The organism is Aliterella atlantica CENA595 (genome assembly GCF_000952155.1).
GTDB classification, from domain to species: domain Bacteria; phylum Cyanobacteriota; class Cyanobacteriia; order Cyanobacteriales; family Chroococcidiopsidaceae; genus Aliterella; species Aliterella atlantica.
Genome location: NZ_JYON01000013.1, coordinates 1 through 22,257, shown reverse-complemented (window position 1 = coordinate 22,257; position 22,257 = coordinate 1). Strand labels below are relative to the sequence as shown.

The window sequence follows — 22,257 nt, the reverse complement described above, 5'->3', positions numbered from 1 at the left end:
CTTCTGCTTAAATGTGTAATAAAGTCAAGTATTACGGAATTTAAAGTTCTGTAGCCTTTTGCTGAAGGTGCGAGCGCCTGTGCGGTAGACTATGCCTTAATTATGAGTTTGTCACTAATAACAACACTCGTTTTGGAGTTTTGATTCAATGTCTCATACAGTCAAAATTTACGATACCTGCATCGGCTGTACTCAGTGCGTTCGCGCTTGTCCTACAGACGTTTTAGAAATGGTTCCTTGGGATGGATGCAAAGCAGGTCAAATTGCTTCATCCCCCCGTACAGAAGATTGTGTAGGTTGCAAGCGGTGCGAAACTGCCTGTCCTACTGATTTCCTTAGTATTCGGGTTTACCTGGGTGCGGAAACTACTCGCAGTATGGGGCTAGCGTATTAAATTGGCATTTTACTTCAAGTTCTTGCAGTGCTAACAAGCAAGCGCCAAAACAGCAATTGTTACGTTCAGCGCTGCGTTCGGACTACGTTTGACAAAACATTATTGATAAGGGGGTTAACTAACTCCCTATTTTTTTGTTAGCTTATGTTGCTAAAGGCGATCGCATATTACAAATCATCTTGACCAAAATAATTCGCGCATTAAAGAGGTAATGTGCGAATACAGGACAACAACCAAGCTTTATCGGTCGCAAGCGACCGTTCCATAATTACGAATGCGCGAATGCACGAATTACGAATTGCCTCTTTGCGGCTTGACGATCTGCCCAATGCTCTTGTAGCTTTTACATACATAAAGACCTAGTGGGATCGGCTATGTGCGGAATCGTTGGCTATATTGGCACTCAAGCAGCTACACAAATCTTACTTTCTGGTTTAGAAAAACTAGAGTACCGAGGCTATGACTCTGCTGGAATAGCGACGGTTTTAGAAGGCGAAGTGCATTGCGTCCGAGCAAAGGGCAAATTGCACAACTTGCGCGAGAAACTAGAAAGAATCGAAAACCCTGCAAAAATTGGCATCGGACATACTCGCTGGGCAACTCACGGCAAACCAGAAGAATACAACGCCCATCCACACATGGATACAGCCAAGCGAGTAGCAGTAGTCCAAAATGGGATTATTGAAAATTACCGCGAACTGCGCGAAGAATTGAAACAATTAGGGCATGAATTTCGCTCCGATACCGATACAGAAGTTATTCCTCACCTGATAGCCCAGTTTTTAAAAGCAGATAACCTAACTTTTCTAGAAGCAGTCAGACAGACAGTAAATAGGCTAGAAGGAGCATTTGCGATCGCAGTTATTAACGCCGATTACCCAGATGAATTTGTTGTCGCCCGCCAACAAGCACCTTTAGCGATTGGTTTTGGACAAGGAGAATTTTTCTGTGCTTCGGATACGCCTGCTTTAGTTCCCCATACTAGGGCAGTATTAACGTTAGAAAATGGCGAACTAGCAAGGCTGACACCATTAGGAGTAGAAGTATATAACTTTGCGGGCGATCGCCTCAAGAAGCACCCGCGCACCCTTAACTGGAATCCGGTAATGGTGGAAAAACAAGGTTTTAGACACTTCATGCTCAAAGAGATATACGAGCAACCAGGAGTGGTTAGAGCCTTCTTAGAGGCTTATCTAGATGCCGCAGATGTCATAAATTTAGGCTTGCCAGAATCATTATGCAAAGATGTAGAAAACATCCAAATAGTTGCTTGCGGTACTAGCTGGCACGCGAGTTTAGTAGGTAAATATTTATTAGAGCAGGTAGCTGGGATTCCGACATCAGTTCAATACTCCTCAGAATTTCGCTATGCGCCACCACCTTTAACTGCAAATACCCTGATAATTGGCGTAACTCAATCGGGAGAGACAGCCGATACTTTAGCAGCGCTGACAATGGAAAAAGAGCGCCGCATAGGTAAGTCACCTGCTTATCAGCCGCGCCTACTAGCAATTACCAATCGGTTGGATAGTTCCATAGCATCAGTTGCAGGGCAAGTTATCGATACTCATGCTGGAATTGAAATTGGCGTTGCTGCAACTAAAACTTTTATTGCTCAACTACTTGCTTTTTACTTGTTGGCATTGGATTTAGGCGCTCGGCGGCAAACATTATCAGAAGAACGTCTAGAAGAGATTGTTACTGGTTTACGTCAATTACCAGCCCAAATTGAGTTAATTTTAGAAAGTCAAGAGCGATATATTCAAGAACTTACCCACCAATTTACAGAGACACAAGACTTCATTTTTGTAGGTAGAGGGATAAATTTCCCGATCGCATTAGAAGGTGCATTGAAGCTTAAGGAAATTAGCTATATTCACGCTGAAGGCTATCCTGCTGGCGAATTGAAACACGGACCGATCGCTTTATTGGATGCTAAAGTACCTGTAGTTGCGATCGCTATGCCTGGTAGCGTTTACGAAAAGGCTATTTCTAACGCCCAAGAAGCCAAAGCTAGAGATTCGCGCCTAATTGGTGTCGTGCAAATGGACGATGCTCATGCAGAAGAAATTTTCGACGATTTAATTCCCTTACCTGCCGTTGATGAGTTACTGTCGCCAATTTTGACAGCAATTCCCATGCAACTATTGGCTTATCATATTGCAGCGCGACGTGGCTTAGATGTCGATCAGCCCAGGAATTTAGCCAAATCAGTAACGGTAGAGTAGCAAAAGTAGATGAACCTCAACCTCGTGTAATAGAAAAGCCTACACTCATATTGAGAAGCATAGGTTTCACCGTTTTTTCTTCCATTAAAGGTATTGATGTAAGAGAATGGATGCAAGCCAAACTTGAGCGATATGTAATAAGAAGGACGCAGACAAGGTACTAGCAAAAATTATAAACCTTGGATAGAATGCGGAACTTGAATTGGTTATTAGGAATAGATGCGTCGCTACACCTAGTCAATTAAAATTAAAATAGTTAGTCAAATCAAAATGTTTGAAACCCCGAACGAGATTCAATGGGTAGTTCTTTGTGACTACATTCAAACGTTCGCTCAAATAAGGTTTTGCCTCTACAATTTATACATGAGCGGTAGTTTGTTATTTATTGAAATTAAAAGTTGCGATGATGAACTTGTAAAACATCTTTATATCATTAATTCAGAAGGAGAATTGTTGTGAACCTTGAAAACATAGAAATTGGAGAAATCAAAAATTATATTCAACAAGAGAAAGCAAAGGGACGCTCTGTTAGAGACATTCTTAAAGAAATAGTTGCTGTACGCAGCGATGTTACAGTTTTATCTCACGACCCAACAACTGGACGACAGCAGATATTAGAATCACTTAAGCAGTATCAAAATTAAGATCGCTTCCCTTGCGTTTTTAAATGAGAAAAATCTTTAAGCGCCGATTGATATGTTCTCTATCCATTCATAGTCTAGTTAAGTTACAAAGTAGTTAGAGTCGCTGTTTAAGGTCGAACTTCTTGGACTTCATCTTCCTCAACGGCTTCTAACACCACATCCTCGCAAATTAACTCAATCGAGCAGCTAAAATCGACACTTTTTAATTCAAATTCAGTACCTTCTGTATAGGTATAAAGCTCCCAAACTCGCTTTTCATTCAATCGATAGCACTCAATAATATTCTGCTCAGAACCTATCAATACGTATTCCTTTAATGTAGAAATGCGGCGATAATTTTGGAACTTTTTTCCTCTATCGTTTGCTTCAGTGCTAGGAGAAAGAACTTCAATAATCAAACAGGGATGATAGATAACTTGAATCGCCCGCCTATCTCGTTCATCACAAGTAAGCATCACATCGGGGTAGTGAAATGGACCATTTTCTGACACACCAACCTTGGCATCTGCCATTGAGACTTTACATCCTTTTCCTCGCAGATGATTTTTTAAAGCTGTTGTGAGGTTAACTGCTAAATCGTTATGGGGAATCGTTCCCCCTGTCATGGCAAAAACTTCGCCATCTATGTATTCATATTTAATTGATTGTTTTTCCTCCCAGTCTAAATAATCCTGGGGAGTTAGGTATTGTCTTTCTGGAACTGCTACCATGACAACCTCCTAATTAGCAGCATTTGCTCAATAATCGCGCTTTTAAGCAAAAATTGGCTGTAAATCTAGAACAAATCCTGGCAGAACATCCTCACCAGATAAAGTTGTAGCATCTAAAATCTCAAATTCTTGGTTTGGGCGATAAATTTCTACTCGTCTAGCTTTAGGATTAATTAACCAACCTAGCTGCAAGCCATTTTCTAAGTATTCCCGCATTTTTGCTTGAGTTTCTGCCAACTCATCAGTTTCAGAAACCAGTTCAATGACAAAATCTGGACATAAAGGTAGAAATTTTTTTCTTTGCTCCCCAGTTAGTGCGTTCCATCGCTCTATCCTTATCCACGAAACGTCAGGAGAACGAGTTGCACCATTAGGTAAGCGAAAACCTGTGGAAGAATCAAAAGCTTTTCCCAGCCTGTTTTGACGATTCCATAACCAAAGTTGCCCAGCTAATTCAAAATTGCGATCGCCTGTTTCTCCCCCAGTTGGCGGCATAATAATTAATTCTCCACTAGCTGTTAATTCCAGTTGCAACTGGCGATTAGCAAAAGCAAGTTGCTCAAATTGCTCGTCAGTAAGTCTAAGAACTGGGGGTAATTGCAAAGTTACGCTCATATCAATTCTGCTCCCCTAAAATCATAGTATATGCAAACTAATCTGCTGCTAACGATTCCTGAGCATCAAGAGTAGAGGGTTTTGCCGTTTGCTAAACTATCTGGAGCAATAAAGAGCGATCGCATTTATCTAATCAATGCAAGATTCCCAGCAAGAAGAACCTAAGTTTGGTGCAGATATCTACCCTCTCGAACAACGCAAAACTTGGTACAGTACAGTAGCAGAGGCTTACAACCGCGTTAGACCACGCTATCCTCAAGCATTATGCGATCGCGCTATAGAACTAGCAGGATTGCGTGCAGGTGCATCTATCTTAGAAATAGGTTGCGGTCCTGGTACTGCTACCCTATCCTTTGCTCAAAGAGGCTTTTCCCTAGTTTCCCTCGAACCAAGCCTAGAAGCTTATCAATTCGCCTCGCTGAACTGCGCCCAATATCCCAATGTAGAAATAAAGAATACTACCTTTGAAGATTGGGAATTAGGCGAAAGAAAGTTTGATGCTGTATTGGCTGCAACCTCTTTGCATTGGGTTTCGCCAGAAATTAGATTTGCAAAAACTGCTGCTGTTTTGCGTGACAATGGTGCGCTAATTTTGCTTTGGAATGCTACCGTTCAGCCCCAATATGATATTTACCAAATAATGCATGAAGTATATCAAATTCATGCTCCTTCTCTAGGCAAATATGAAGACAGCGAAACTCAACAACAAAGTCTGGGTAAGTTTGCTCAAGCTGTAGTTGATTCGGGCAAGTTTGAAAACTTAGTAGCTGAATATCTACCCTGCAAAGCGACTTATAGTATTGATGATTATCTGATGCTTCTGAGCACCTACTCGCCGTATATAGAGTTAGAAGCGTATAAGCGAGACACTTTGTTTGCAGAATTAAAAGCAGCGTTAGTAAGTAACGAGATTAGTAGCATTCCCGCCTCCTATCTTTCAGTTTGCCAAGTTGCTAAAAAAATCTAGTTACAAGCTAGGAGCATAAATTTTACGCAATACTGGAAGAAATCAGCTTTAAGTAGAACACGCGGATGGAAATTCGAGCAGTTGACACTCCACTACTAGATTGGGCTGGAGATGCCCTAGCTTTAGGTTTATTTGAAGATAGCATCGAGCAATCTGACGAGTTAAACCAGTTGGATAGCAAACTCTCTGGTTTGCTCAAAGAAATAATTGAAGAGACTGAATTTAAAGGCAAAGAAGGCAGCAGCACCGTCACTAGAGTTGGCGGTGGTAGTGCTGTGCGTAAAGTCATGCTATTTGGACTTGGCAAACCCGAAACGCTGAAATTGGATAGTTGGCGGCGTTATGGCGCAGCGATCGCTAAATTAGCTAAAAAAGAAAAGTGCAAAACTTTAGGAATTAGTTTGCCTCTAGGCAACAACGATTCAGCAAAAATAGCTCAAGCTGTTTCTGAAGGAATTGAGCTTGGTTTGTACCAAGATCGCCGCTTCAAGTCAGAACCAGAGGAAGATGCGATTAATTTAGAACAGGTAGATTTACTTGGGCTAGGAGGACAAAATGAAGCTATTAACCGCGCTCATCAAATCGCCACAGGTGTAATTTTAGCAAGGCAATTAGTAGCTGCCCCAGCGAATACAATTACTCCGATAGCGATGGCAGAAACAGCCCAACAAATTGCCTCCGAACACGGCTTGCAAGTGGAAATTCTCGAACGGGAAGAATGCGAACGTTTGGGAATGGGGGCTTTCTTAGGAGTTGCTCAAGCTTCAGATTTGCCGCCAAAATTTATTCACCTAACTTACAAGCCAGATGGCACGCCGAGAAAGAAGCTAGCGATTATCGGTAAGGGCGTAACCTTTGATTCTGGCGGTTTGAACATCAAAGGCGCGGGCAGCGGCATCGAAACGATGAAGATGGATATGGGCGGCGCGGCGGCGACGCTAGGGGCAGCTAAAGCGATCGCCCAACTCAAGCCGGATGTGGAAGTCCACTTTATTAGTGCTGTGACGGAGAATATGATTTCAGGTCATGCTATCCACCCTGGCGATATTCTTACAGCCTCTAATGGTAAGACCATTGAAGTTAATAATACCGATGCTGAAGGGCGGCTGACCTTAGCTGACGCGCTAGTATTTACCGAGAAATTGGGCGTAGATGCGATCGTCGATCTAGCGACGCTTACAGGCGCTTGCGTGATTGCTTTGGGCGATGATATTGCTGGCTTATGGAGTAGCGACGATAATGTTGCTAACGGGCTAGTACACGCGGCGGAAATCGCTGGGGAAAAGATGTGGCGGATGCCAATGGAAGAAAAGTATTTTGAAGGCTTAAAATCGCCCATCGCTGACATGAAAAATACTGGTCCTCGTCCTGGTGGTTCTATTACTGCTGCATTATTTTTAAAGCAGTTCGTCAAAGAGACTCCTTGGGCGCATATCGATATTGCAGGTCCCGTTTGGGCAGATAAGGAAAACGGTTACAATAACCCTGGCGCTACAGGGTACGGCGTTCGTACCTTAGTTCATTGGGTTCTCAGCGATAATTAATAGCAACTAATTTTAGACAACCGCCATTATGCTGTAAAAGTGTAGTGGCGATTATTTTGGTAATTAAACTGTAGCCACAAGCAAGCGATTGCTCTTTGTCAAAGGGTAATTTATCCTCCTTGTCCCCTTGTCCTACTTACGTTCAGGATGAGCAGCAGCAGGCGTAGGCATACCCAATTGATTAATCTTGGCAATCATTTGGTACATACGCCCTAAGTCTCTTTGGTTGAAGTAAAGAACCAGGCGGGGTAATTTAGCTGTTTCATCTTGGGCTTCTTGAGGTAAAGCCTGACTTTTCTCAATTCGTCCTTTAACTAATATGTCGCTAAAATCAGCATTTAATTGTTCGACATCAGCATCAGATAGTTCTGTTTTGAGACGAATTACTAATTTCTCGCGTACGTAGCGGCTGGAGTGATAAACCTGGTAAAAACGGGTGATAGCACTGCAAGCTACATCTAAGTTGTCAGTAAGCGTGTAAAGGCTGGGATCGTCAGGACTTACTAAACCTTCTTTGACTAAATGTTTATCTATATACGCACTCCAATCGTGCCAGTAACAGCCACCAGGGCGATCGACTAAAATTATTGGTATAGGACCGAATTTGCCTGTTTGGCTTAAAGTCATGCATTCAAAAGCTTCGTCTTGAGTGCCAAAGCCTCCAGGAAATAAAGCTATAGCATCGCTTTCTTTGAGTAAAAATAACTTGCGCGTGAAGAAATACTTGAAGTTAATTAGCTTAGGATCGCCTTGCATCACAGGATTTGCTTCTTGTTCAAAAGGCAATTGGATATTCAAGCCGAAGGAATTATCTCTTCCTGCACCTTCATTTCCTGCTTGCATGATGCCGCCGCCGCCGCCTGTCATGACCATAAATCCAAGTTTGCTGACGCAGCGGGCAAAGTCAGCCGCCATCTGATATTCTGGGGCTGTTGATGGTGTGCGGGCAGAACCAAAAATTGTTACTTTACGGACGTGCCTGTAGGTATGAAATAGCTCTAATCCCCGTTCCATGTCTGCTAGAGAAGCAGATAGAATCTTCCAGTCTAGGCGATCGATCTCGCTGCTAGCAAGCCGTATAACTGTAGTTAGGGTTTGCCCGATTAATTGCCGATTTTGTAAGTTTGGCAGTTTGTCTAGTAATTCGGCAATATCGGCTTCTAAAGAACTGAGGGGATCGAAGGAGGGAGATGGATTCATGAGTGCTGCGGCACAACTGGCACTCTATTCTATCGATTTTTGGGGTACGATTGGCGCGATCGCACTCTATTGGCTGACAAAAAAGCACCTAGCGATCGCCAGGTGCTTTGTATTGATTTAGATTTAAGACTATTATCTAAAGATATTTTTCCAAAGTGTTAGATAAAGTTGTTTTCGGTACTGCACCGACTACCATATCAACTCTTTGTCCGCCTTTAAAAATCATCAGTGTTGGGATACTGCGAATTCCGTATTGGCTGGCAACATTGGGATTTTCATCAGTATTGAGTTTGACAACTTTAACTTGACCGTCGTACTGTTGGGCAATTTCATCGACTACTGGGGCTACCATCCGGCAAGGACCGCACCAGGGCGCCCAAAAATCGACTAAAACTGGCACTTCGCTGTCTAGCACTTCTTGCTTAAAGGTAGAGTCTGTAACTTGTGCGGCTGCTGACATTCCTAGAAATCCTTGGTTATATTGTTTATAACTTTGCTGAAAATTCTATCATAGGGCAAAGCCTATGCTTTAGTTGTAAGAAGTGTATATTTAGATAGATTTTACTTGATTATAACTTTTGTATCGAGATTTTGTAGTTGCTAAAATTTGTTTAGGTTTTCAAATCATATATTTTATAGTTTGTCAACGCTGGAAAAACTAATATATTTGAGATAAATATTTTAACAATAGGTACTAGCATCTTCATTGTAGTTAAATTTTAAAGTTCAAACACATATAATTTAATAAAAAATTATATCCAGCTTGACCATAAAGTAGTACAAAAGCAATCTCTCATTAGAGTTATTTAAGGATTGGCATAAATAATGTAACAGTTGAGATTGTTTAAGTAACAAGCGAGCGCTCAATCCAATCAAATTAAGTTTTTTGCAACAATCAAGAATATGCAGTCTGTAGATTAGCGATCGCTAAAACTTTATTTTCGCCTCCGTAGTAAGTCAGAAGCGATCGCTCCTACTCAATGGTGAAAATAGAAAAGCAATAATTTGGACTAGCAATCAATGCAGCAGAAGCAAAATGCTTGGGTTGCTTTGGGAGTTATTTGTTTTTCTATATCTGTCACTAGCTATCTGAACTCACTACAAGCTAGAACTAGAAAGTTGCTGAATAATTGGCAAGCGATCGCTAAAACTTTAGATCGATTACCATATTAATTCTGAGGTTGCTAGAAGCTGCTCAAGTTGAGAATAGATAAGTAATAATTACTTCGCTTGTAGCCAAGAAATTGATTGTTTGAGGATATCTAGTAACTAATTTGCGATCGCACCTGTCTTAGCTTAATTTTTCAGATATCGCAGTACAGCTATAAGTTGCAAACCCTAAAACTTTGGATAAGTCGAGGTTTTGGGGTAATTATTTATATAGGGAAACAAGGCGACACCCAGATTTGAACTGGGGGATAAAGGTTTTGCAGACCATTATACAACTAGCTGTAAATGATACTAGACAAGGCTTTGAAGCGGATAGCCTTGATAAATGCCTAATTTGTGCCTAAAATACTCGATCTATCCTTGGATGTAGATCCTGCTTTTAGCAGGATCTCTTCGCAATATTTTACAAACATCGCGGGTTCAACCTCAATTGTAAGCGATCGCGCTAAGGCGATTTTAACCGTATTTGCAACGATGCCAAATCCTTAGCTCGAAGCTAGCATCGGCTCAGTTTATACGTATTACTTATTATGGCTGAACCGACATTAACTCAAGTATTTGGACCAGGCGCGGCACAAACTGCTACTACCCTAACAATTGCTAAAGCGGATTTGGCAACGGTGGGATTAACCGCCGCCGCCAGCAACACGGCTGAAAGCTTATTTGTATCTTTGCTCCTGCTGGCTAAAAATTCTCTTACCCCCGCCGCTCAGGAATCCAATCCCGACCAATCCATCACGGTTGCAGAAGCAGATTTCAATTTTCAAACTCTGGTTACTCGTAACAATGCAACCTATAGGCAAAGCACCTACTCAGTGAATCTACAAAAACTAGATACTGGCGCAAACATCGACCCAGATGACTACTAATCTATCCTTGCAGCAACTATTTGGGGCAAGTGCGTATCAAGATAGCGATCGCCTGGTAATCAATAAAGGCGATCTATTTAATCTATCTACTAGGAGTACCAATACAGCAGAAAGCCTATTAGTAGCACTTGTAATGAATGCTTGCAAGCAATTTGAGGGATTAATAGAAGATGAAAATAGTCACCCTATTACCAATGAAAATAATCAAGCTATTACTTATAACAATAAGGATAGATATGAGCTACTAAATGTTTTCTATTGGAAACGTCAATATATTGCCTTTCAATCTCTACCTTATGCACTCGATACCTTTGTAATAGAAAGCAATGAAATACAATGAGTTTGTAGAATCTACTAACTTGCGAGATGATGATATTTTGCTTATTCAAGAAGCTAGTACGCTAGGCATAAAAAAAGTAAAGCTATCCACACTTAAGCAATACATAGGTGTTGGTAGTGAAGGCTCAACAAGCCCAAATTCTCCTGCTGCAAATCCTCCCACTGGTCATATTAAATGGTATAGAGCAGATGAAGTTACTTTAAACGGCAACCTAGTTACTTCTGTAATAGACAAGTCACCTAGTAAAAATAATTTAATACCTTTTAGCGGTAATCCTACTTTGATCGCTAATGCTATTAATGGTAAAGCAGCAATTAATTTTAATAATAGTGCCTTAAAGCATAATACTGAAGCTTACACAGCTAAGATTATCTTTTTAATATTTAGAAAGAACGATAATAATAATTTTTCCGACTATGATGGATACTTAGCTTATAGAAGCGGTAGTTCAGATAAAGTACCTGCTAGCAATGAAACTATTGTTGCTACAGGTATTCGCTCAACTAATAACAAATTAACTGCTGGCGATCTTACTAATGCTTATATTGATAACGTTTTGCAGTCAAGCGGTGATATTCAAAATTTTAATGTAGGAGTTCCTTTTGATACAGGTGTGTTCCACATATTAGAAATTGCAAATAACAATTCAACAGTAGGGGATAAAAACCCTATCGTTGGGGCTGATGCTTTTAGTAGTGGTAGATATTTACAAAACCAAGATATAGCAGAAATCCTAATATACCCTAATTTATTATCAAGTCAAGAACGTACTAATATCTATTCTTACTTTAAATCTTATTATGCTTTTAGTTTTTTATAATTATGGCTACTCATTGCAAATTAGATGATACTCAAGCAACTGTATATATTAATTATCCAATTCAAGAAACGTTAAAGTTTAAAGAGTGTCCAATTGAAATAAGTGTGACTGTTAATAATACTGGAAATAACACCGTTAGTATTGTTTGTGACTACGAACAAAATCACGAACATCATCCTAACTATGTAGTAACTTGGACTGATAGCGAAGGAGTATCAACCGATAGATATTCTTTAAGGTTGGTTGTATGTAGTAGCGGTAATTGTGGAGCGGCTAGCCCTAACAGGTATGGCGAATCTTTTTATGCAATGCACATAGTAAAAAACGGTATTGATACAGGCAATCACTTTCATCCAACAGGTGTTTATAGCGCTAGTATTCAATCTGTTGATTATAGCGGGGTCGGTGAATACACATTTATTGTAACTGACAACAAAGGATCTACACTTACTAGAATTTACCAATCATCACCGCAATATACAGTTACTTGTGATGATGAATGCCCGCCTGGAACTACTAAATGTTTATCTACAAATTACCCAGGTTATTGCTGTTTGCCATGCAAGGAAATCGCAGGGGAAATAAAAGCGATCGCAAGCCAAGTAAGGAGATTAAATAATGGCTGATTGTTGTGCAGAAGTGAAAACCGAATTAGCAGCTTTAAGGGCAGAAGTAGCCAAGCTAAAAAGAGTAGATGAAGAATCAATAATTAATAGGGCAGTAAACAAAGCTAAAGAATTGTTGAAGCCAGAAATAGCAGGAGTTGCGGCGGTGGCTTTTGGGGCTGTTAAGCAAGCAGATTTGTCAATATTTTTGACAAAGCAATTGCGACCTGAAGTAACAACAGCAGTATTACAATCGCGATCGGCATCACTAGCCGCAGAGCATTCAAGAAAACTGGCTGCAGGGGCAATAGATTTAGGCGAACTTGCGAGTATGAAATCTACTCAAGCGGTCATTAAATCTAAAATGGCAGCAGCAGAAGCAGCAGTAGCCAAAGCCCTAGGAACTTCTGCCCAAGGAGCCGCGACGGCAGCAGCGACAAAAGCAACGATAGCAACTAGAGCAGCAGCAGTAGCTCAAGGTGCTGCTACTGCTGCCAGTACATTGGCAAACAGCGCACTTGGCAAAGTATTATTACTTGCTGCAAATGTACTGTCTTTGGCTGGCTCGATAGCGGGATTATTTGCTTTATATGCCACATTAAAAATAGTGTTCCCACGCTTGGATGCTCACGATCGCGAGCTAGATAGATTAGGAAACGATATTTCAACAGCTTATTCGCTGATTGGCATTAATAAAAATTTGGCAATGCAAGCTTTGGGTCAATCCGATCGCGCTCTACTAAATGCTGCTTTTGCTCAAAGCACTGCTAATACTGCCGATAGTAAAGCTAATAATGCTCTTGCCCAGCTTCCACCAATCGAGGTACTAGCCCAGCGTGCTAGCAACACGGCAGATACAGCCAACACTAAAGCTGATAGAGTTATCGCCCAGCTTCCGCCAATTGAGATCCTTGCCCAGCGTGCTAGCAACACGGCAGATACAGCCAACACTAAAGCTGATAGAGTTATCGCCCAGCTTCCGCCAATTGAGATCCTTGCCCAGCGTGCTAGCGAACTTGCAAAACTTGCAGACATTAAAGCAGATCGGGCATTAAACCGTCCTTTGATTCCTGGACCTGCTGGCACTCCTGGTCGAGTTGGCGCTCCTGGTCGAGTTGGCGCTCCTGGTCGAGTTGGTACTCCTGGTCGTGATGGCGCTCCTGGTCGAGTTGGTACTCCTGGTCGAGTTGGTACTCCTGGTCGTGATGGCGCTCCTGGTCGAGTTGGTACTCCTGGTCGAGTTGGTACTCCTGGTCGTGATGGCGCTCCTGGTCGAGTTGGTACTCCTGGTCGTGATGGCGCTCCTGGTCGTGATGGGAAGGATGGGAAGGATGGAAAAGATATAAATCCTACAATCCTTGCAGGCATTACAGCAGCGATCGCAGCATTAGCAGCAAGATTATTACTACAAGAAAAAGTGAATCAAGAAGCCATTAATAAGCTGAATCAGATTTTTAGGATTAATACAACAATTCAGCAACAAACCTTACCCCAAAACTTAGCCAATGCGGCAGCTACGGGAACTTGCCAAACAACAAAACCTGGCGGGTGTATGAATAAGCTTGCTAATGATGCTGCTAAAAATGCTGCTGATAATGCTAGTAGAGGGCTATTCGATAAATTATTCAAGATTCTAGGAGCAGGAGCAGATCTAAATAGTTTAGCTTTGTTGAAGCCCATCCAGAATACTTTAAATACAGTAAATACAAAACTTGGTCCTGCAATAAAAAATGGTGGGATATCGGGAAAATTGGGGAGGCTATCTAGTTGGTTGCAGCTAGATCGCGCCCTAAATTTACTAACTTATGCTGCAACTCTACATAATGCCTGGATGCTATCTAGTGGATTTGGACAAACATTAATGAGCGCAACTTCAAGCTTATTAAATGCTTTTGGAATCAAAGATGACGATGGCAATGCTTTAGATATTCAATCATTAATAGGTAAGCAAGTAGAATTAGCAGCTAAATCAATATTTGGAGAGCAGACTGTTGAGCAGTGGGAAAAACTCTATAAGAAATATGTTCGCGTCTATCAAGCAACAGCTAATATTCTCAGTAAATTTACATCTATTGGATACAGCATTCTAGGAGCTATAAGTGTGATTGGATCTAGAATTAGCAGGATCGGGAATGCTCTTAGATGGTTTGGAGTGCTAGAAGATCGTGCCTACGCCGCAATGAATGAATACGATGATTTTAGTAATCCATTCTTTACAAGGATAACTAGATTAGAGGAAGCAGCAAACGCGATTGATACTGTATCTAGTGAAGTTGTAAATGTCAGACAGCAATCAATAGAGCTTAAAAATCAGAAGAAAGAGTTGGACAAAGCTATTGATGATTTAGAGAAGTTTAGAGCTAGAGAAGATGCTGAATATGCCCACAAAGTAGACAAGTTTACGCCAAAAATCACTGATAAAGATCTAGAAGATGAGTAGATTTACTTGGAGAAGATTTAGAGAAGTTTTAGGGCGAGTACATAACGTACACGTCAAGCGTGCTATTAGAGAAGCTAATAAAGGAGTAGATGATGCGCGGTTGCTTGTTAATAACAAGCGCAATTTAATCTTAGAAAACTGTTTAATAGACAAAGATGATACAGCCCAAATCATCCTACTTAAAGAATTGTTATTTTGGATTGATTTAGGACACTTAAATAAAAATAATTTAGGTTCTGTTTCCTTACCTGAAAGTTGGACTGCTAAAAGGACTACAAACATACCTCAATTAGTAATTAGCTATAGAAATCCACGTAGTAAGAGAACGGATCCGAACTATCAATTAACAATCCCACATTACAAAGGCACTCGTAAACCTACCGCTGTACCTTATACAAAAGGCAACACAACAGGAACTTTAATACTTAAAGACAATAGTAAGTTCGTAGTTAATGCTGTTTCTGAAACTGAAGTAGAAAAATTAGTCAATCATTATAAGAAATACATTAGTACAAAATTCTTGACTAATGACTTGCGAATGACTGAAAGAAAAGGAAAGAGAATAAAAGTAGTTAAATATACACCGATACGTGCTGATTATTACCCAAAAGGGCAAGATGTACCTTATCCAGAGTGGAGACACAGATATTAAAACTGCAGTCTATATTATAATGTAGACTGCAGTTTTGTAGTCTAGAACTTAGTAATATCAGTGCTTTCACCGATTTCTATTCAATAGGTATTCGGTCATAAAGTAAATGAGGTTTGGGCAGAATTAACCATGATTAGTTCTGCTTTTTACTTAGTCATTACTAATGAGGTAATTTATGTCAACTTTTGCACCTGGTAGCAACAACGCTCTAAGTTCTACTAATATTCCAGGAGCATTTTTAGAAATGGCTTACTTGCTTAATCAAGCTGAAAAAAGTATTTCAACTGTTGATAATCCTGTTAACAACGTTACAATCACTTTTGATTTAGAAGCTAGTACAGCAGCAGTAGCAGCAACATTGCCTGTAATAGCATCCTCAGCCGCAAACGGTACGATTACTATAGCAGCAGAAGACTATATTGATAGTCCGATTACTTTTGGATCTGGTAGCACTTTAAAATCTCCTACTTACCCCGGTGCTTTCATAGAAGTAGCACAACTACTTAGTGTAAGCGAGGCAAGTATTACTACTAATCCTGTTAACAACATTACAGTTAGCTTTGATTTAGAAGCAAGAACAGCCACAATTGCTGCAAGTATTCCTGTTACTCCAACTAGATCGAACCAAGGCGGCGTTGAAGTAGTTGCCACAGATTATCTATAAACTAATTTTTGAAATTTTAAATTAGGAGAGCATAATTATGGCAACTCGTAGGGGTCCAACAAAAGGATCGAGAATTTTAGTACAGCTTCCTTTCGGGCGCGATAAGACTGGGGGCGGTAAACCTGCAAGCAGACTTATCTATATCAAGCAGGGCGTAGCTGATGCTTTGGGATTCAAACCAATTCGCACTTTACCAACTCAACAAGTACGCTATAAAACTGCTAGCGGTACAGCAACTACAACTAGATATCAGAAGGGATCTTATAAGCGAAAATCGGTAACTTTGATTTTCAAAGCTCCTAAAAATATTACGGGTTCTACCGGACTATACAAATCAGTTGCTATGCCCATACCAAGCGGCGTAACTCTAGATGATGTAATTAAATACTTTCATACTGGCGCTGGCAAGAGTAAAGGTGTAGTTGCCTTAATTAGTCCTCAAGGATCTCGCATGCAGTGGGCAGAGGCAACACTTAGATAGTAGGAAAATGCTTAGTAACAGTTGGCGATTAGCTGCTAGTTTTAACTGGTCAGATACTACTAAAAATAGTTTGCCGATCGCTAGCAGTTATAAATTTAAGTCTCAAATTATCAAAGTTGAAAGTATTTCAAGCTCTGCTCCTATTAAGTGGCGGCGGGCAGGATATTTGCAGCAAACCGTTTCTACTATACCGATAGTTGAGATTACTGCTCTAGTTGTGCCTCTAAACAGACAAAAAATATTCGCAGTTCCCAGATTGTACGACAGCTACAGTTTTGTTTTTACTCCTGTCTCTTGGCTAAAGAATGGCTTAAGAGTGAGACTGTGGGAGTACACAGGAGCAACAATAGAAAGAGAATTTATGGAGCAACTTTTCTTTATTAAGTAACTATTACTTATCATTGAAAACTTCAACAAATGAACACAATAGTAGTATGGGCGGGGCTAATTGGAACCACTTTAGGAATAATTACTAGCGTACTTGGCTGCATTGCTCTTTATCGTACATCGGTAATCAAAGGCTATGCAGCACAACGAGATTACGAGCATTTAAAAAATTATTACAAGTCGCTTGCAGAGGCTTTTAAATTTCAAACAGAAACTTTTGAGCATGAGTTTCGAGAGGTTCGCAAAGATATAGACAATAGGTGCGATCGCATCGATCAAAATCTGATTGAGCTTAAAGCTTTATCATTTTCAAATGTGCGATTGAAGGCTATCAAAGAAGATGAATAATCTTTTGCAGCGCTTCAATACGCGCTCGTTTGTGATTTTGATTTTAGTTACTGGGGTACTGTATCTGGCAGTTGTCGATCGCTCTTTTCGGATGACATTTGGCGATTTAGCAAAAATTGGAATTGGTGGATATTTAGGACAGTTGATACCACGAGAGGATAAGTGAATATAGCATTAACATCAACTTTGGATACTTCTTTTGCAAGCTCAATTGTGCGCTGGATGGTTGCCAAGAAATTTCAAATCTTTACAGGTCCCAGGCGCTACAACATCGTGTATGTGGAAGGCTGCAACGCTGACGGGACACTCAACGCCGATCGCCCTAACGAATTTAACGATCGCCGCCTAGTAATTGAAATTGTAGATAAGCCCAAAATTTTAGGCAACTGGGAAGCGACGACTGAGCCAGGGGACTATTACACGCAGCACCCAATGAATTCTAAGGGCGCAGCGCGGATCGCTTTTGGGCAGTACGAGGGCTGGTCTGTTGGCTTTCACGGTAAAAGAGACGCGCACGAAGCTTTAGTTCAAGTCTTGCCCGTAGTCGTCTGGCGCGATTACAACAAGGATTACAGGCGAACTGGAGACTTTGCAGATCGCGGGTTATTCGGCATTAATCAGCATTGGGGCTACGATTTGCCAGTAACCAAAATATTTAATGCATCGGCTGGCTGCTTGGTAGGGCGCACTCGTGCAGGGCATAAGGAATTTATGAAATTGCTAAAGCAAGATGCTCGGTACGCCGAAAATAAGAACTACAAATTTTGGACTACGATCGTGCCTGGCGACGAGATGCTCAAGCAATATCCGATTAAGAGGTAGTTGATAGTAACGGCTTGAAACTGGGTAAAACTAGATCATCCGTATTACTACTGTAGTTGATGATGCTTGCAACCCAATACCAGCCAGTAACCGAAGAAGCGCAGCTTGATATGTTTTTGATTGAAGCTACTAATTCCCTAATTAAGAGTAGAAAGATCGAGCTTATTTTTGCTGCTTTGAGTAGCTTTAGCAATCCACACCTTAAGAAAGATATTATTAATTCGCCTAGCTTTATCGAATCAGTAACGCTAATTAAGCGGTTGTCACCTAGTGGCAAATTATCTCTAGCCCATGCTTTACTCGATCAGATAGTATAAAAAGCGATCGCTCTTTCCTTAGCTTTGAGATTTTGAATTCAATGTTGCTTGTGTGGGCAAGGGCGATCGCACAATCTTTATATCGATTCCCGTGATAGTTCTGAGGCTACTATAAACTGCTCAAGCTGAGAATAGGTAAGTAATCCACCGCTTTAAATTACTTGCCTTGTTCTTGTATGAAAGCTTCTAAATTATTATTGACTTCTCTATCAGCCTTCAGCTTTATTTCTATTAGTACGATGCCTCAAGCTGCAAAAGCAGCCGTATCCTGTGAGGCTGGTACAGCTAGTAACTACTCTAATGGGTCGCTGGAAAGCTGCTTTTTAAGTATTGAGGCAAATATTGGATTAAGTAACAACTACTTTCCTTGCAAAGCTAGTAGCAGAATTTCTTTTGATGAGAAAGGACAGTTCAATAGTTGTACTCTTGCCCGTGAAATACAGCTTAGGAGTGGTAACGAGCTTACTACTTGCCCAGCCGATGCCAAAGTGTATGTTGAGATTCAAGAGAGCGGCAATCAATCGGTTAGCTGTTACTAAAACGATGAAAAACTTATTTAATTTAGTTGCCCTTGGCGTTACTTGTCTTTCTCTTTTTACTTCTAGGTATGTTTCTCATCGTCTAAATGATACATCATCAAGAATTAATGATTTTTCCCAGCAGACCAGCCAGCTTCAAAACCCAGTTGATTCTGTATCAAACATCAGTAGTGATACAGAATCACCTCAGTCGCTCAATTCAATGGAGCAATCGGTTTACGAGCAAATCAATAGGCATCGTGAGGCTAAGGGTTTGCCGCCGCTCCTTCTAGATGACTGGCTCAGTCAGCAAGCTAGAAAACACAGCCAAGCTATGGCTAGAGGTGATATCTCGTTGGATCGTGAAGTTTTGCAGCAGGTCAATCAAAAAATTATTAATACGGGACCTTATCAATGTGCTGGTACTGCTGTGGGGATGAATTTAGGCTACGCTAACCCCGCTCAAACAAATGTCGATTATTGGTTGAGGGATGTCTACGGCGACAATCCTACAACTATATGATGGCGAGTATGAGCTAACAGGCGTGGGCGTGGCGATGAATTTCAAAGGCGAGTATTACTTTACTCAAATTTTCTTGCGTCGTTAGTCATTTTGATTCTGTATCGCTTTTGTATCACAGTGTTACTTTGATACAGAATCATTTGCAGCGATCGCAGCGACCAAGCCGATCGCTCAATCAACTGACTATAGAATCGGCATCAACTTTCAGCCAACATGATGTTTTTCCGCTCGATCCATTCGTGCTGATGATGCCAATGTCCATCCGCATCCCTGAGCATTTTGTAAGTTGGGTCAATTTCCAAAATTTCGCCAGATGCCAAACCCGCCGCAATAATCGGGTCTAAAACCGTGTCTTGCGGTTTTTCGGTACTTTCCCTTATTCGCTCCTCCATCTCTTTCCTACGCCCTTCTAATTCTTCGTATTCTGCCCATAATTCCGTGAAGTTCTTGTCGATCCATTTTTTGGGCAGCACTGGGTATTTTGGTAGCTGCTCCATTTTGCCCGCTGCAAATTTCCGAAACTTATCTTTATCTTTTTTCCCGATCTCTCTCTCAGTTTTTGGTTTTTCGTTTTCGTTTGTAGAGAGAGTCTGAAGAGTATAAATAGTCTTATTAGTCTTAGAGGGCGTGAAACCTTTGTTTGGTGCGGATTCTAGAACCTTAACTTGATCATTTGCGATCTCCTCCGATCGCGAATGATCTAGCCCGATCATTTGCGATCGAACCCGATCATTTGCGATCGTTTGCGACGTCAAATTTCCTAAAGCGATCATTTGCGATCGTTTGCAGTCGTTTGCGAGTGCATCACAATCATTTGCGATCGGTTCAGCACATTCATTACTTCGCTCAGACCGTACCCGCCCTTGAATGGACGTTAGCTCAAACTCAAGCCAGCCAAGGTTATCAAGAACTTTTAAAGCTCTAGAAACAGTGATTCTTGATAGCCCTAGCTGCTCGGCTAGTTCAGTAATGTTGATGTTTATCCACTTCTCCCCAAAAGGATCTATTGTTTTGAAGTAGTAAAAAACAATCATCTGCGCTTTTGTTAGTTCTCTGGAAGCCTTCATGTGTTCCTCGGTTTGTAGTGGGTAAAATTTGCCCTCAATTTTGGGTTGAGGGGCATATTGGGTGAATGTCATAATTTTTTGGGGTTTAGAAACTACGGGTTTGTTGAAATGAAACTAAATATGCTCCGGTTGGCTTGTTATATTCAATCCAGCCAAGCTGACCGAGAACTTTTAAAGCGCTGTATAGAGTACGTTTTGAAATCCCTAAATCTGCTGCTATGTCTTGGATGTCTTGGGCGGTGAAGTTCATCCAACTGCCATCAGAACCTAAAATCTGAAGGTAGTAATAGACAGCGCGTTGTGTCGAATTTAGCTCTCTACAAGCTTTTAAGTGTTCTTCCATTCGTAGCGGGTAGAACTTGCTTTCCGTCTTGCTTTGAGGAGTGTTATTGTTGTTGTTATATGTCATAACAGCCTTGGGGTTTGTGAATACTAAATGTATTTATAAATACATAGTTCTTGAGTAAACCCAGCTTGAAGAACTTGTGAGCCTTGAAGCTGGGGCAGGAACAGGCTGTAATCCCTGCGCTATTATTTGTAGCAGCAGGGATTTTCTTAAAACAGCGTATTTCCACTGGTCTTAATCCCTTGCAGGGATTGAAATTTTGCAGGCTTTTTCTGCCAGCTTTTTATTAGGTCTTTCACTTGGGACGGGGTTGCTCCTTCCTCTATAAAGGTGAGAATTTTCTTGGCTCTGGAAATCGCTAGCGGGCTGCGCGTGTTGCCGCCAGGAATATGCAAATGTTTCATTTGTTCGCCATCCCTGTAGCTGAACCGGAAATATTGATTAACTCCTTTGGCGTTTCCCCTTGGGTAGTAGGGGCTGACTGGTTTGTCAGTGAAGGATAGAGATTTGGTTTCGTATTCACCTTGGTCATTTTCTACTTTGAACAGGATTAATTGGGTCATAATTAGGTAATTCCCTCCCAGGGATTGAAATTCCTTCCTTGATTGGATTCTGTATCAGTCCGCTTGCTGACGAACCACACAAAAGCCGCTCGGTCTAGCCAGTAGATCGGGCGGCTTTTTTATGTGGTTAGGTCTGACTTGGCGATCGATGCGGCGGTCCGAAACTATCAGGTAATTCTTGAATCGATTTACCCTTGAACCGCAGCAAGCGATCTAACGCTTTCATTTGGATAATCGTAAATGTTGGTACGCTGTCACCTGCCTCCCAACGACTAACTGTTCTCGCTGACGTACCTATTTGTCTCCCAAATTCCTCTTGGGACATATCTAGCTCCTCTCTAAGTGCTTTCAATGGCGACTCACTCTCCTGTTGAACTCTAGACTCTCTTTTTTTTACCATGATAATACGTCTAGACAAACTGACTAGATAGGCTTGACAGAAGCGCAAGCTTCTAGACATAATGTCTAGTCAGAAACGACATTAAAAAGGACAGTCATAAGAAGGCGGGAAACCTATGAAATGGTCTGTCCTAAGCGGTTCATGCCTGGAAGTTCATAGCTTCCAGGTACATTTAGGTCTATTTAAGTACATTAGGGTATATTTAGCCGACGGTAAAAGCGCCAGGAGCCTAGCTAATAGGTCATTACAGCCATACAGATGAATTAATGGCGGAATCCAGCACTTGCGAGGCGAGAACACCTGTACTAACTCCAACCCAAACTATGAAAAAACTAAAAAATCTCACGATTACTATCTCCTTGCCCCTCAACAATCTAGATTTGTGCTTTGAGCAGCTAAGACATCTCAGAACAATGACTTATTCCTCATGTATGGAATCAGAGGCAAAGTACGACCTCAGAGAACAGATTGAGAAAGCAGAGAAGCGACTATCTAATATGAACCTATCCCACTAACTTTGGAAACCAAATATAGGAACAGGCTAGGAGGAGGAAAGCATCAAAACACACCTTCAAACGTTCCCATCGGACAACGAGTCTTCTGTACTTGCGTTGAAACCAAGA

The 22,257-nt window shown here is 41.2% G+C and carries 29 protein-coding genes and 1 pseudogene; 22 read left to right on the top strand and 8 right to left on the bottom strand.

Annotation, left to right across the window (positions count from 1 at the left end):
- The first annotated feature begins 148 nt into the window (after positions 1–148).
- From psaC to UH38_RS13195, 3 genes are all read left to right on the top strand, one after another.
- Positions 149–394 (top strand): photosystem I iron-sulfur center protein PsaC, encoded by a 246-nt coding sequence (gene psaC / locus UH38_RS13205; protein WP_009556083.1) that lies wholly within the window; start codon positions 149–151, stop codon positions 392–394.
- Positions 395–768: 374 nt separating this feature from the next.
- Positions 769–2,622 (top strand): glutamine--fructose-6-phosphate transaminase (isomerizing), encoded by a 1,854-nt coding sequence (gene glmS / locus UH38_RS13200; protein WP_045055132.1) that lies wholly within the window; start codon positions 769–771, stop codon positions 2,620–2,622.
- Between the two features lie 455 nt (positions 2,623–3,077).
- Positions 3,078–3,266, top strand: coding sequence for a hypothetical protein (locus UH38_RS13195; RefSeq protein ID WP_045055131.1), 189 nt, complete (start codon positions 3,078–3,080; stop codon positions 3,264–3,266).
- Between the two features lie 107 nt (positions 3,267–3,373).
- On the opposite strand, the gene UH38_RS13190 is transcribed toward UH38_RS13195, so the two are convergent.
- Entirely contained in the window at positions 3,374–3,976 is a 603-nt protein-coding gene (locus tag UH38_RS13190; protein ID WP_045055130.1) for a Uma2 family endonuclease, read from the bottom strand.
- A 42-nt stretch (positions 3,977–4,018) separates the two neighbouring features.
- The gene (locus UH38_RS13185; protein WP_045055129.1) at positions 4,019–4,591 is read right to left on the bottom strand and encodes a Uma2 family endonuclease; all 573 of its coding nucleotides are present in this window, start codon (positions 4,589–4,591) and stop codon (positions 4,019–4,021) included.
- Between the two features lie 136 nt (positions 4,592–4,727).
- Between UH38_RS13185 and UH38_RS13180 the strand changes: the two genes are divergently transcribed.
- Complete coding sequence (locus tag UH38_RS13180; protein ID WP_045055128.1) at positions 4,728–5,558, top strand: class I SAM-dependent methyltransferase; 831 nt, start codon at positions 4,728–4,730, stop codon at positions 5,556–5,558.
- A 65-nt stretch (positions 5,559–5,623) separates the two neighbouring features.
- Positions 5,624–7,102, top strand: coding sequence for a leucyl aminopeptidase (locus UH38_RS13175; protein WP_045055127.1), 1,479 nt, complete (start codon positions 5,624–5,626; stop codon positions 7,100–7,102).
- Positions 7,103–7,234: 132 nt separating this feature from the next.
- Here the strand turns inward: UH38_RS13175 and UH38_RS13170 are convergent, their stop codons facing one another.
- The gene (locus UH38_RS13170; protein WP_045055126.1) at positions 7,235–8,302 is read right to left on the bottom strand and encodes an LOG family protein; all 1,068 of its coding nucleotides are present in this window, start codon (positions 8,300–8,302) and stop codon (positions 7,235–7,237) included.
- Between UH38_RS13170 and UH38_RS27900 the strand changes: the two genes are divergently transcribed.
- Positions 8,301–8,423 carry a hypothetical protein gene (locus tag UH38_RS27900; RefSeq protein WP_268748888.1) on the top strand — a complete coding sequence of 41 codons (123 nt, stop codon included), beginning with the start codon at positions 8,301–8,303 and terminating at the stop codon, positions 8,421–8,423. The two genes, UH38_RS13170 and UH38_RS27900, sit on opposite strands and share 2 nt — an antisense overlap.
- 15 nt (positions 8,424–8,438) lie before the next feature.
- Here the strand turns inward: UH38_RS27900 and trxA are convergent.
- Positions 8,439–8,792 (bottom strand): annotated as a pseudogene (trxA, locus tag UH38_RS13165) (thioredoxin); the annotation flags it as partial.
- Positions 8,793–9,322: 530 nt separating this feature from the next.
- Here trxA and UH38_RS26765 point away from each other — a divergent pair.
- The 16 genes from UH38_RS26765 to UH38_RS13095 all read left to right on the top strand — a co-directional run bounded on the left by UH38_RS26765 (position 9,323) and on the right by UH38_RS13095 (position 19,258).
- Positions 9,323–9,475: a hypothetical protein gene (locus UH38_RS26765; RefSeq protein WP_160295960.1), complete on the top strand. Its 153-nt coding sequence runs from the start codon at positions 9,323–9,325 to the stop codon at positions 9,473–9,475.
- Positions 9,476–10,002: 527 nt separating this feature from the next.
- A complete protein-coding gene (locus tag UH38_RS13160; protein ID WP_045055124.1) occupies positions 10,003–10,341 on the top strand; it encodes a hypothetical protein in 339 nt (112 codons plus the stop codon).
- Positions 10,331–10,681: a hypothetical protein gene (locus tag UH38_RS13155; protein ID WP_045055123.1), complete on the top strand. Its 351-nt coding sequence runs from the start codon at positions 10,331–10,333 to the stop codon at positions 10,679–10,681. The genes UH38_RS13160 and UH38_RS13155 overlap by 11 nt, the downstream gene beginning before the upstream one ends.
- Positions 10,668–11,501: a hypothetical protein gene (locus UH38_RS13150; RefSeq protein WP_045055122.1), complete on the top strand. Its 834-nt coding sequence runs from the start codon at positions 10,668–10,670 to the stop codon at positions 11,499–11,501. Before UH38_RS13155 ends, UH38_RS13150 begins: the two co-directional genes overlap by 14 nt.
- Before the next feature lie 2 nt (positions 11,502–11,503).
- Positions 11,504–12,127: a hypothetical protein gene (locus UH38_RS13145; RefSeq protein ID WP_045055121.1), complete on the top strand. Its 624-nt coding sequence runs from the start codon at positions 11,504–11,506 to the stop codon at positions 12,125–12,127.
- Positions 12,120–14,546, top strand: coding sequence for a collagen-like protein (locus UH38_RS27895; RefSeq protein WP_045055120.1), 2,427 nt, complete (start codon positions 12,120–12,122; stop codon positions 14,544–14,546). Before UH38_RS13145 ends, UH38_RS27895 begins: the two co-directional genes overlap by 8 nt.
- Positions 14,539–15,198 (top strand): hypothetical protein, encoded by a 660-nt coding sequence (locus UH38_RS13135; RefSeq protein WP_045055119.1) that lies wholly within the window; start codon positions 14,539–14,541, stop codon positions 15,196–15,198. The genes UH38_RS27895 and UH38_RS13135 overlap by 8 nt, the downstream gene beginning before the upstream one ends.
- Positions 15,199–15,373: 175 nt before the next feature.
- Positions 15,374–15,862 (top strand): hypothetical protein, encoded by a 489-nt coding sequence (locus UH38_RS13130; RefSeq protein ID WP_045055118.1) that lies wholly within the window; start codon positions 15,374–15,376, stop codon positions 15,860–15,862.
- Between the two features lie 37 nt (positions 15,863–15,899).
- Positions 15,900–16,343 (top strand): hypothetical protein, encoded by a 444-nt coding sequence (locus UH38_RS13125; protein WP_045055117.1) that lies wholly within the window; start codon positions 15,900–15,902, stop codon positions 16,341–16,343.
- Between the two features lie 7 nt (positions 16,344–16,350).
- Positions 16,351–16,731, top strand: a complete 381-nt coding sequence (locus UH38_RS13120; protein ID WP_045055116.1) for a hypothetical protein — start codon at positions 16,351–16,353, stop codon at positions 16,729–16,731.
- Between the two features lie 29 nt (positions 16,732–16,760).
- Positions 16,761–17,078, top strand: coding sequence for a hypothetical protein (locus tag UH38_RS13115; RefSeq protein WP_045055115.1), 318 nt, complete (start codon positions 16,761–16,763; stop codon positions 17,076–17,078).
- The gene (locus UH38_RS26760; protein ID WP_160295959.1) at positions 17,071–17,244 is read left to right on the top strand and encodes a hypothetical protein; all 174 of its coding nucleotides are present in this window, start codon (positions 17,071–17,073) and stop codon (positions 17,242–17,244) included. The genes UH38_RS13115 and UH38_RS26760 overlap by 8 nt, the downstream gene beginning before the upstream one ends.
- Entirely contained in the window at positions 17,241–17,900 is a 660-nt protein-coding gene (locus tag UH38_RS13110; RefSeq protein WP_052672382.1) for a hypothetical protein, read from the top strand. Before UH38_RS26760 ends, UH38_RS13110 begins: the two co-directional genes overlap by 4 nt.
- Before the next feature lie 59 nt (positions 17,901–17,959).
- The gene (locus tag UH38_RS13105) at positions 17,960–18,217 is read left to right on the top strand and encodes a hypothetical protein (protein ID WP_045055114.1); all 258 of its coding nucleotides are present in this window, start codon (positions 17,960–17,962) and stop codon (positions 18,215–18,217) included.
- Between the two features lie 176 nt (positions 18,218–18,393).
- A complete protein-coding gene (locus UH38_RS26755; protein ID WP_045055113.1) occupies positions 18,394–18,756 on the top strand; it encodes a hypothetical protein in 363 nt (120 codons plus the stop codon).
- Between the two features lie 4 nt (positions 18,757–18,760).
- Positions 18,761–19,258 carry a CAP domain-containing protein gene (locus UH38_RS13095; RefSeq protein WP_045055112.1) on the top strand — a complete coding sequence of 166 codons (498 nt, stop codon included), beginning with the start codon at positions 18,761–18,763 and terminating at the stop codon, positions 19,256–19,258.
- 197 nt (positions 19,259–19,455) lie between these two features.
- On the opposite strand, the gene UH38_RS24865 is transcribed toward UH38_RS13095, so the two are convergent.
- The 4 genes from UH38_RS24865 to UH38_RS13075 all read right to left on the bottom strand — a co-directional run bounded on the left by UH38_RS24865 (position 19,456) and on the right by UH38_RS13075 (position 21,634).
- Complete coding sequence (locus tag UH38_RS24865) at positions 19,456–20,397, bottom strand: helix-turn-helix domain-containing protein (RefSeq protein WP_052672381.1); 942 nt, start codon at positions 20,395–20,397, stop codon at positions 19,456–19,458.
- Positions 20,398–20,410: 13 nt separating this feature from the next.
- Entirely contained in the window at positions 20,411–20,734 is a 324-nt protein-coding gene (locus UH38_RS13085; protein ID WP_082065382.1) for a helix-turn-helix domain-containing protein, read from the bottom strand.
- A gap of 146 nt (positions 20,735–20,880) precedes the next feature.
- On the bottom strand, positions 20,881–21,234 hold the full coding sequence (locus tag UH38_RS13080; RefSeq protein WP_045055110.1) for a hypothetical protein: 354 nt from the start codon (positions 21,232–21,234) through the stop codon (positions 20,881–20,883).
- A gap of 127 nt (positions 21,235–21,361) precedes the next feature.
- Positions 21,362–21,634, bottom strand: a complete 273-nt coding sequence (locus UH38_RS13075) for a helix-turn-helix domain-containing protein (RefSeq protein WP_045055109.1) — start codon at positions 21,632–21,634, stop codon at positions 21,362–21,364.
- Positions 21,635–22,257: the final 623 nt, after the last annotated feature.

Coding starts and splice junctions, on each gene's coding strand:
- psaC (WP_009556083.1), top strand. CDS start 149: ATGTCTCATACAGTCAAAATTTACGATACCTGCATCGGCTGTACTCAG.
- glmS (WP_045055132.1), top strand. CDS start 769: ATGTGCGGAATCGTTGGCTATATTGGCACTCAAGCAGCTACACAAATC.
- UH38_RS13190 (WP_045055130.1), bottom strand. CDS start 3,976: ATGGTAGCAGTTCCAGAAAGACAATACCTAACTCCCCAGGATTATTTA.
- UH38_RS13185 (WP_045055129.1), bottom strand. CDS start 4,591: ATGAGCGTAACTTTGCAATTACCCCCAGTTCTTAGACTTACTGACGAG.
- UH38_RS13180 (WP_045055128.1), top strand. CDS start 4,728: ATGCAAGATTCCCAGCAAGAAGAACCTAAGTTTGGTGCAGATATCTAC.
- UH38_RS13175 (WP_045055127.1), top strand. CDS start 5,624: ATGGAAATTCGAGCAGTTGACACTCCACTACTAGATTGGGCTGGAGAT.
- UH38_RS27900 (WP_268748888.1), top strand. CDS start 8,301: ATGAGTGCTGCGGCACAACTGGCACTCTATTCTATCGATTTTTGGGGT.
- UH38_RS13170 (WP_045055126.1), bottom strand. CDS start 8,302: ATGAATCCATCTCCCTCCTTCGATCCCCTCAGTTCTTTAGAAGCCGAT.
- UH38_RS26765 (WP_160295960.1), top strand. CDS start 9,323: ATGCAGCAGAAGCAAAATGCTTGGGTTGCTTTGGGAGTTATTTGTTTT.
- UH38_RS13160 (WP_045055124.1), top strand. CDS start 10,003: ATGGCTGAACCGACATTAACTCAAGTATTTGGACCAGGCGCGGCACAA.
- UH38_RS13155 (WP_045055123.1), top strand. CDS start 10,331: ATGACTACTAATCTATCCTTGCAGCAACTATTTGGGGCAAGTGCGTAT.
- UH38_RS13150 (WP_045055122.1), top strand. CDS start 10,668: ATGAAATACAATGAGTTTGTAGAATCTACTAACTTGCGAGATGATGAT.
- UH38_RS13145 (WP_045055121.1), top strand. CDS start 11,504: ATGGCTACTCATTGCAAATTAGATGATACTCAAGCAACTGTATATATT.
- UH38_RS27895 (WP_045055120.1), top strand. CDS start 12,120: ATGGCTGATTGTTGTGCAGAAGTGAAAACCGAATTAGCAGCTTTAAGG.
- UH38_RS13135 (WP_045055119.1), top strand. CDS start 14,539: ATGAGTAGATTTACTTGGAGAAGATTTAGAGAAGTTTTAGGGCGAGTA.
- UH38_RS13130 (WP_045055118.1), top strand. CDS start 15,374: ATGTCAACTTTTGCACCTGGTAGCAACAACGCTCTAAGTTCTACTAAT.
- UH38_RS13125 (WP_045055117.1), top strand. CDS start 15,900: ATGGCAACTCGTAGGGGTCCAACAAAAGGATCGAGAATTTTAGTACAG.
- UH38_RS13120 (WP_045055116.1), top strand. CDS start 16,351: ATGCTTAGTAACAGTTGGCGATTAGCTGCTAGTTTTAACTGGTCAGAT.
- UH38_RS13115 (WP_045055115.1), top strand. CDS start 16,761: ATGAACACAATAGTAGTATGGGCGGGGCTAATTGGAACCACTTTAGGA.
- UH38_RS26760 (WP_160295959.1), top strand. CDS start 17,071: ATGAATAATCTTTTGCAGCGCTTCAATACGCGCTCGTTTGTGATTTTG.
- UH38_RS13105 (WP_045055114.1), top strand. CDS start 17,960: ATGATGCTTGCAACCCAATACCAGCCAGTAACCGAAGAAGCGCAGCTT.
- UH38_RS26755 (WP_045055113.1), top strand. CDS start 18,394: ATGAAAGCTTCTAAATTATTATTGACTTCTCTATCAGCCTTCAGCTTT.
- UH38_RS13095 (WP_045055112.1), top strand. CDS start 18,761: ATGAAAAACTTATTTAATTTAGTTGCCCTTGGCGTTACTTGTCTTTCT.
- UH38_RS24865 (WP_052672381.1), bottom strand. CDS start 20,397: ATGACATTCACCCAATATGCCCCTCAACCCAAAATTGAGGGCAAATTT.
- UH38_RS13085 (WP_082065382.1), bottom strand. CDS start 20,734: ATGACATATAACAACAACAATAACACTCCTCAAAGCAAGACGGAAAGC.
- UH38_RS13080 (WP_045055110.1), bottom strand. CDS start 21,234: ATGACCCAATTAATCCTGTTCAAAGTAGAAAATGACCAAGGTGAATAC.
- UH38_RS13075 (WP_045055109.1), bottom strand. CDS start 21,634: ATGGTAAAAAAAAGAGAGTCTAGAGTTCAACAGGAGAGTGAGTCGCCA.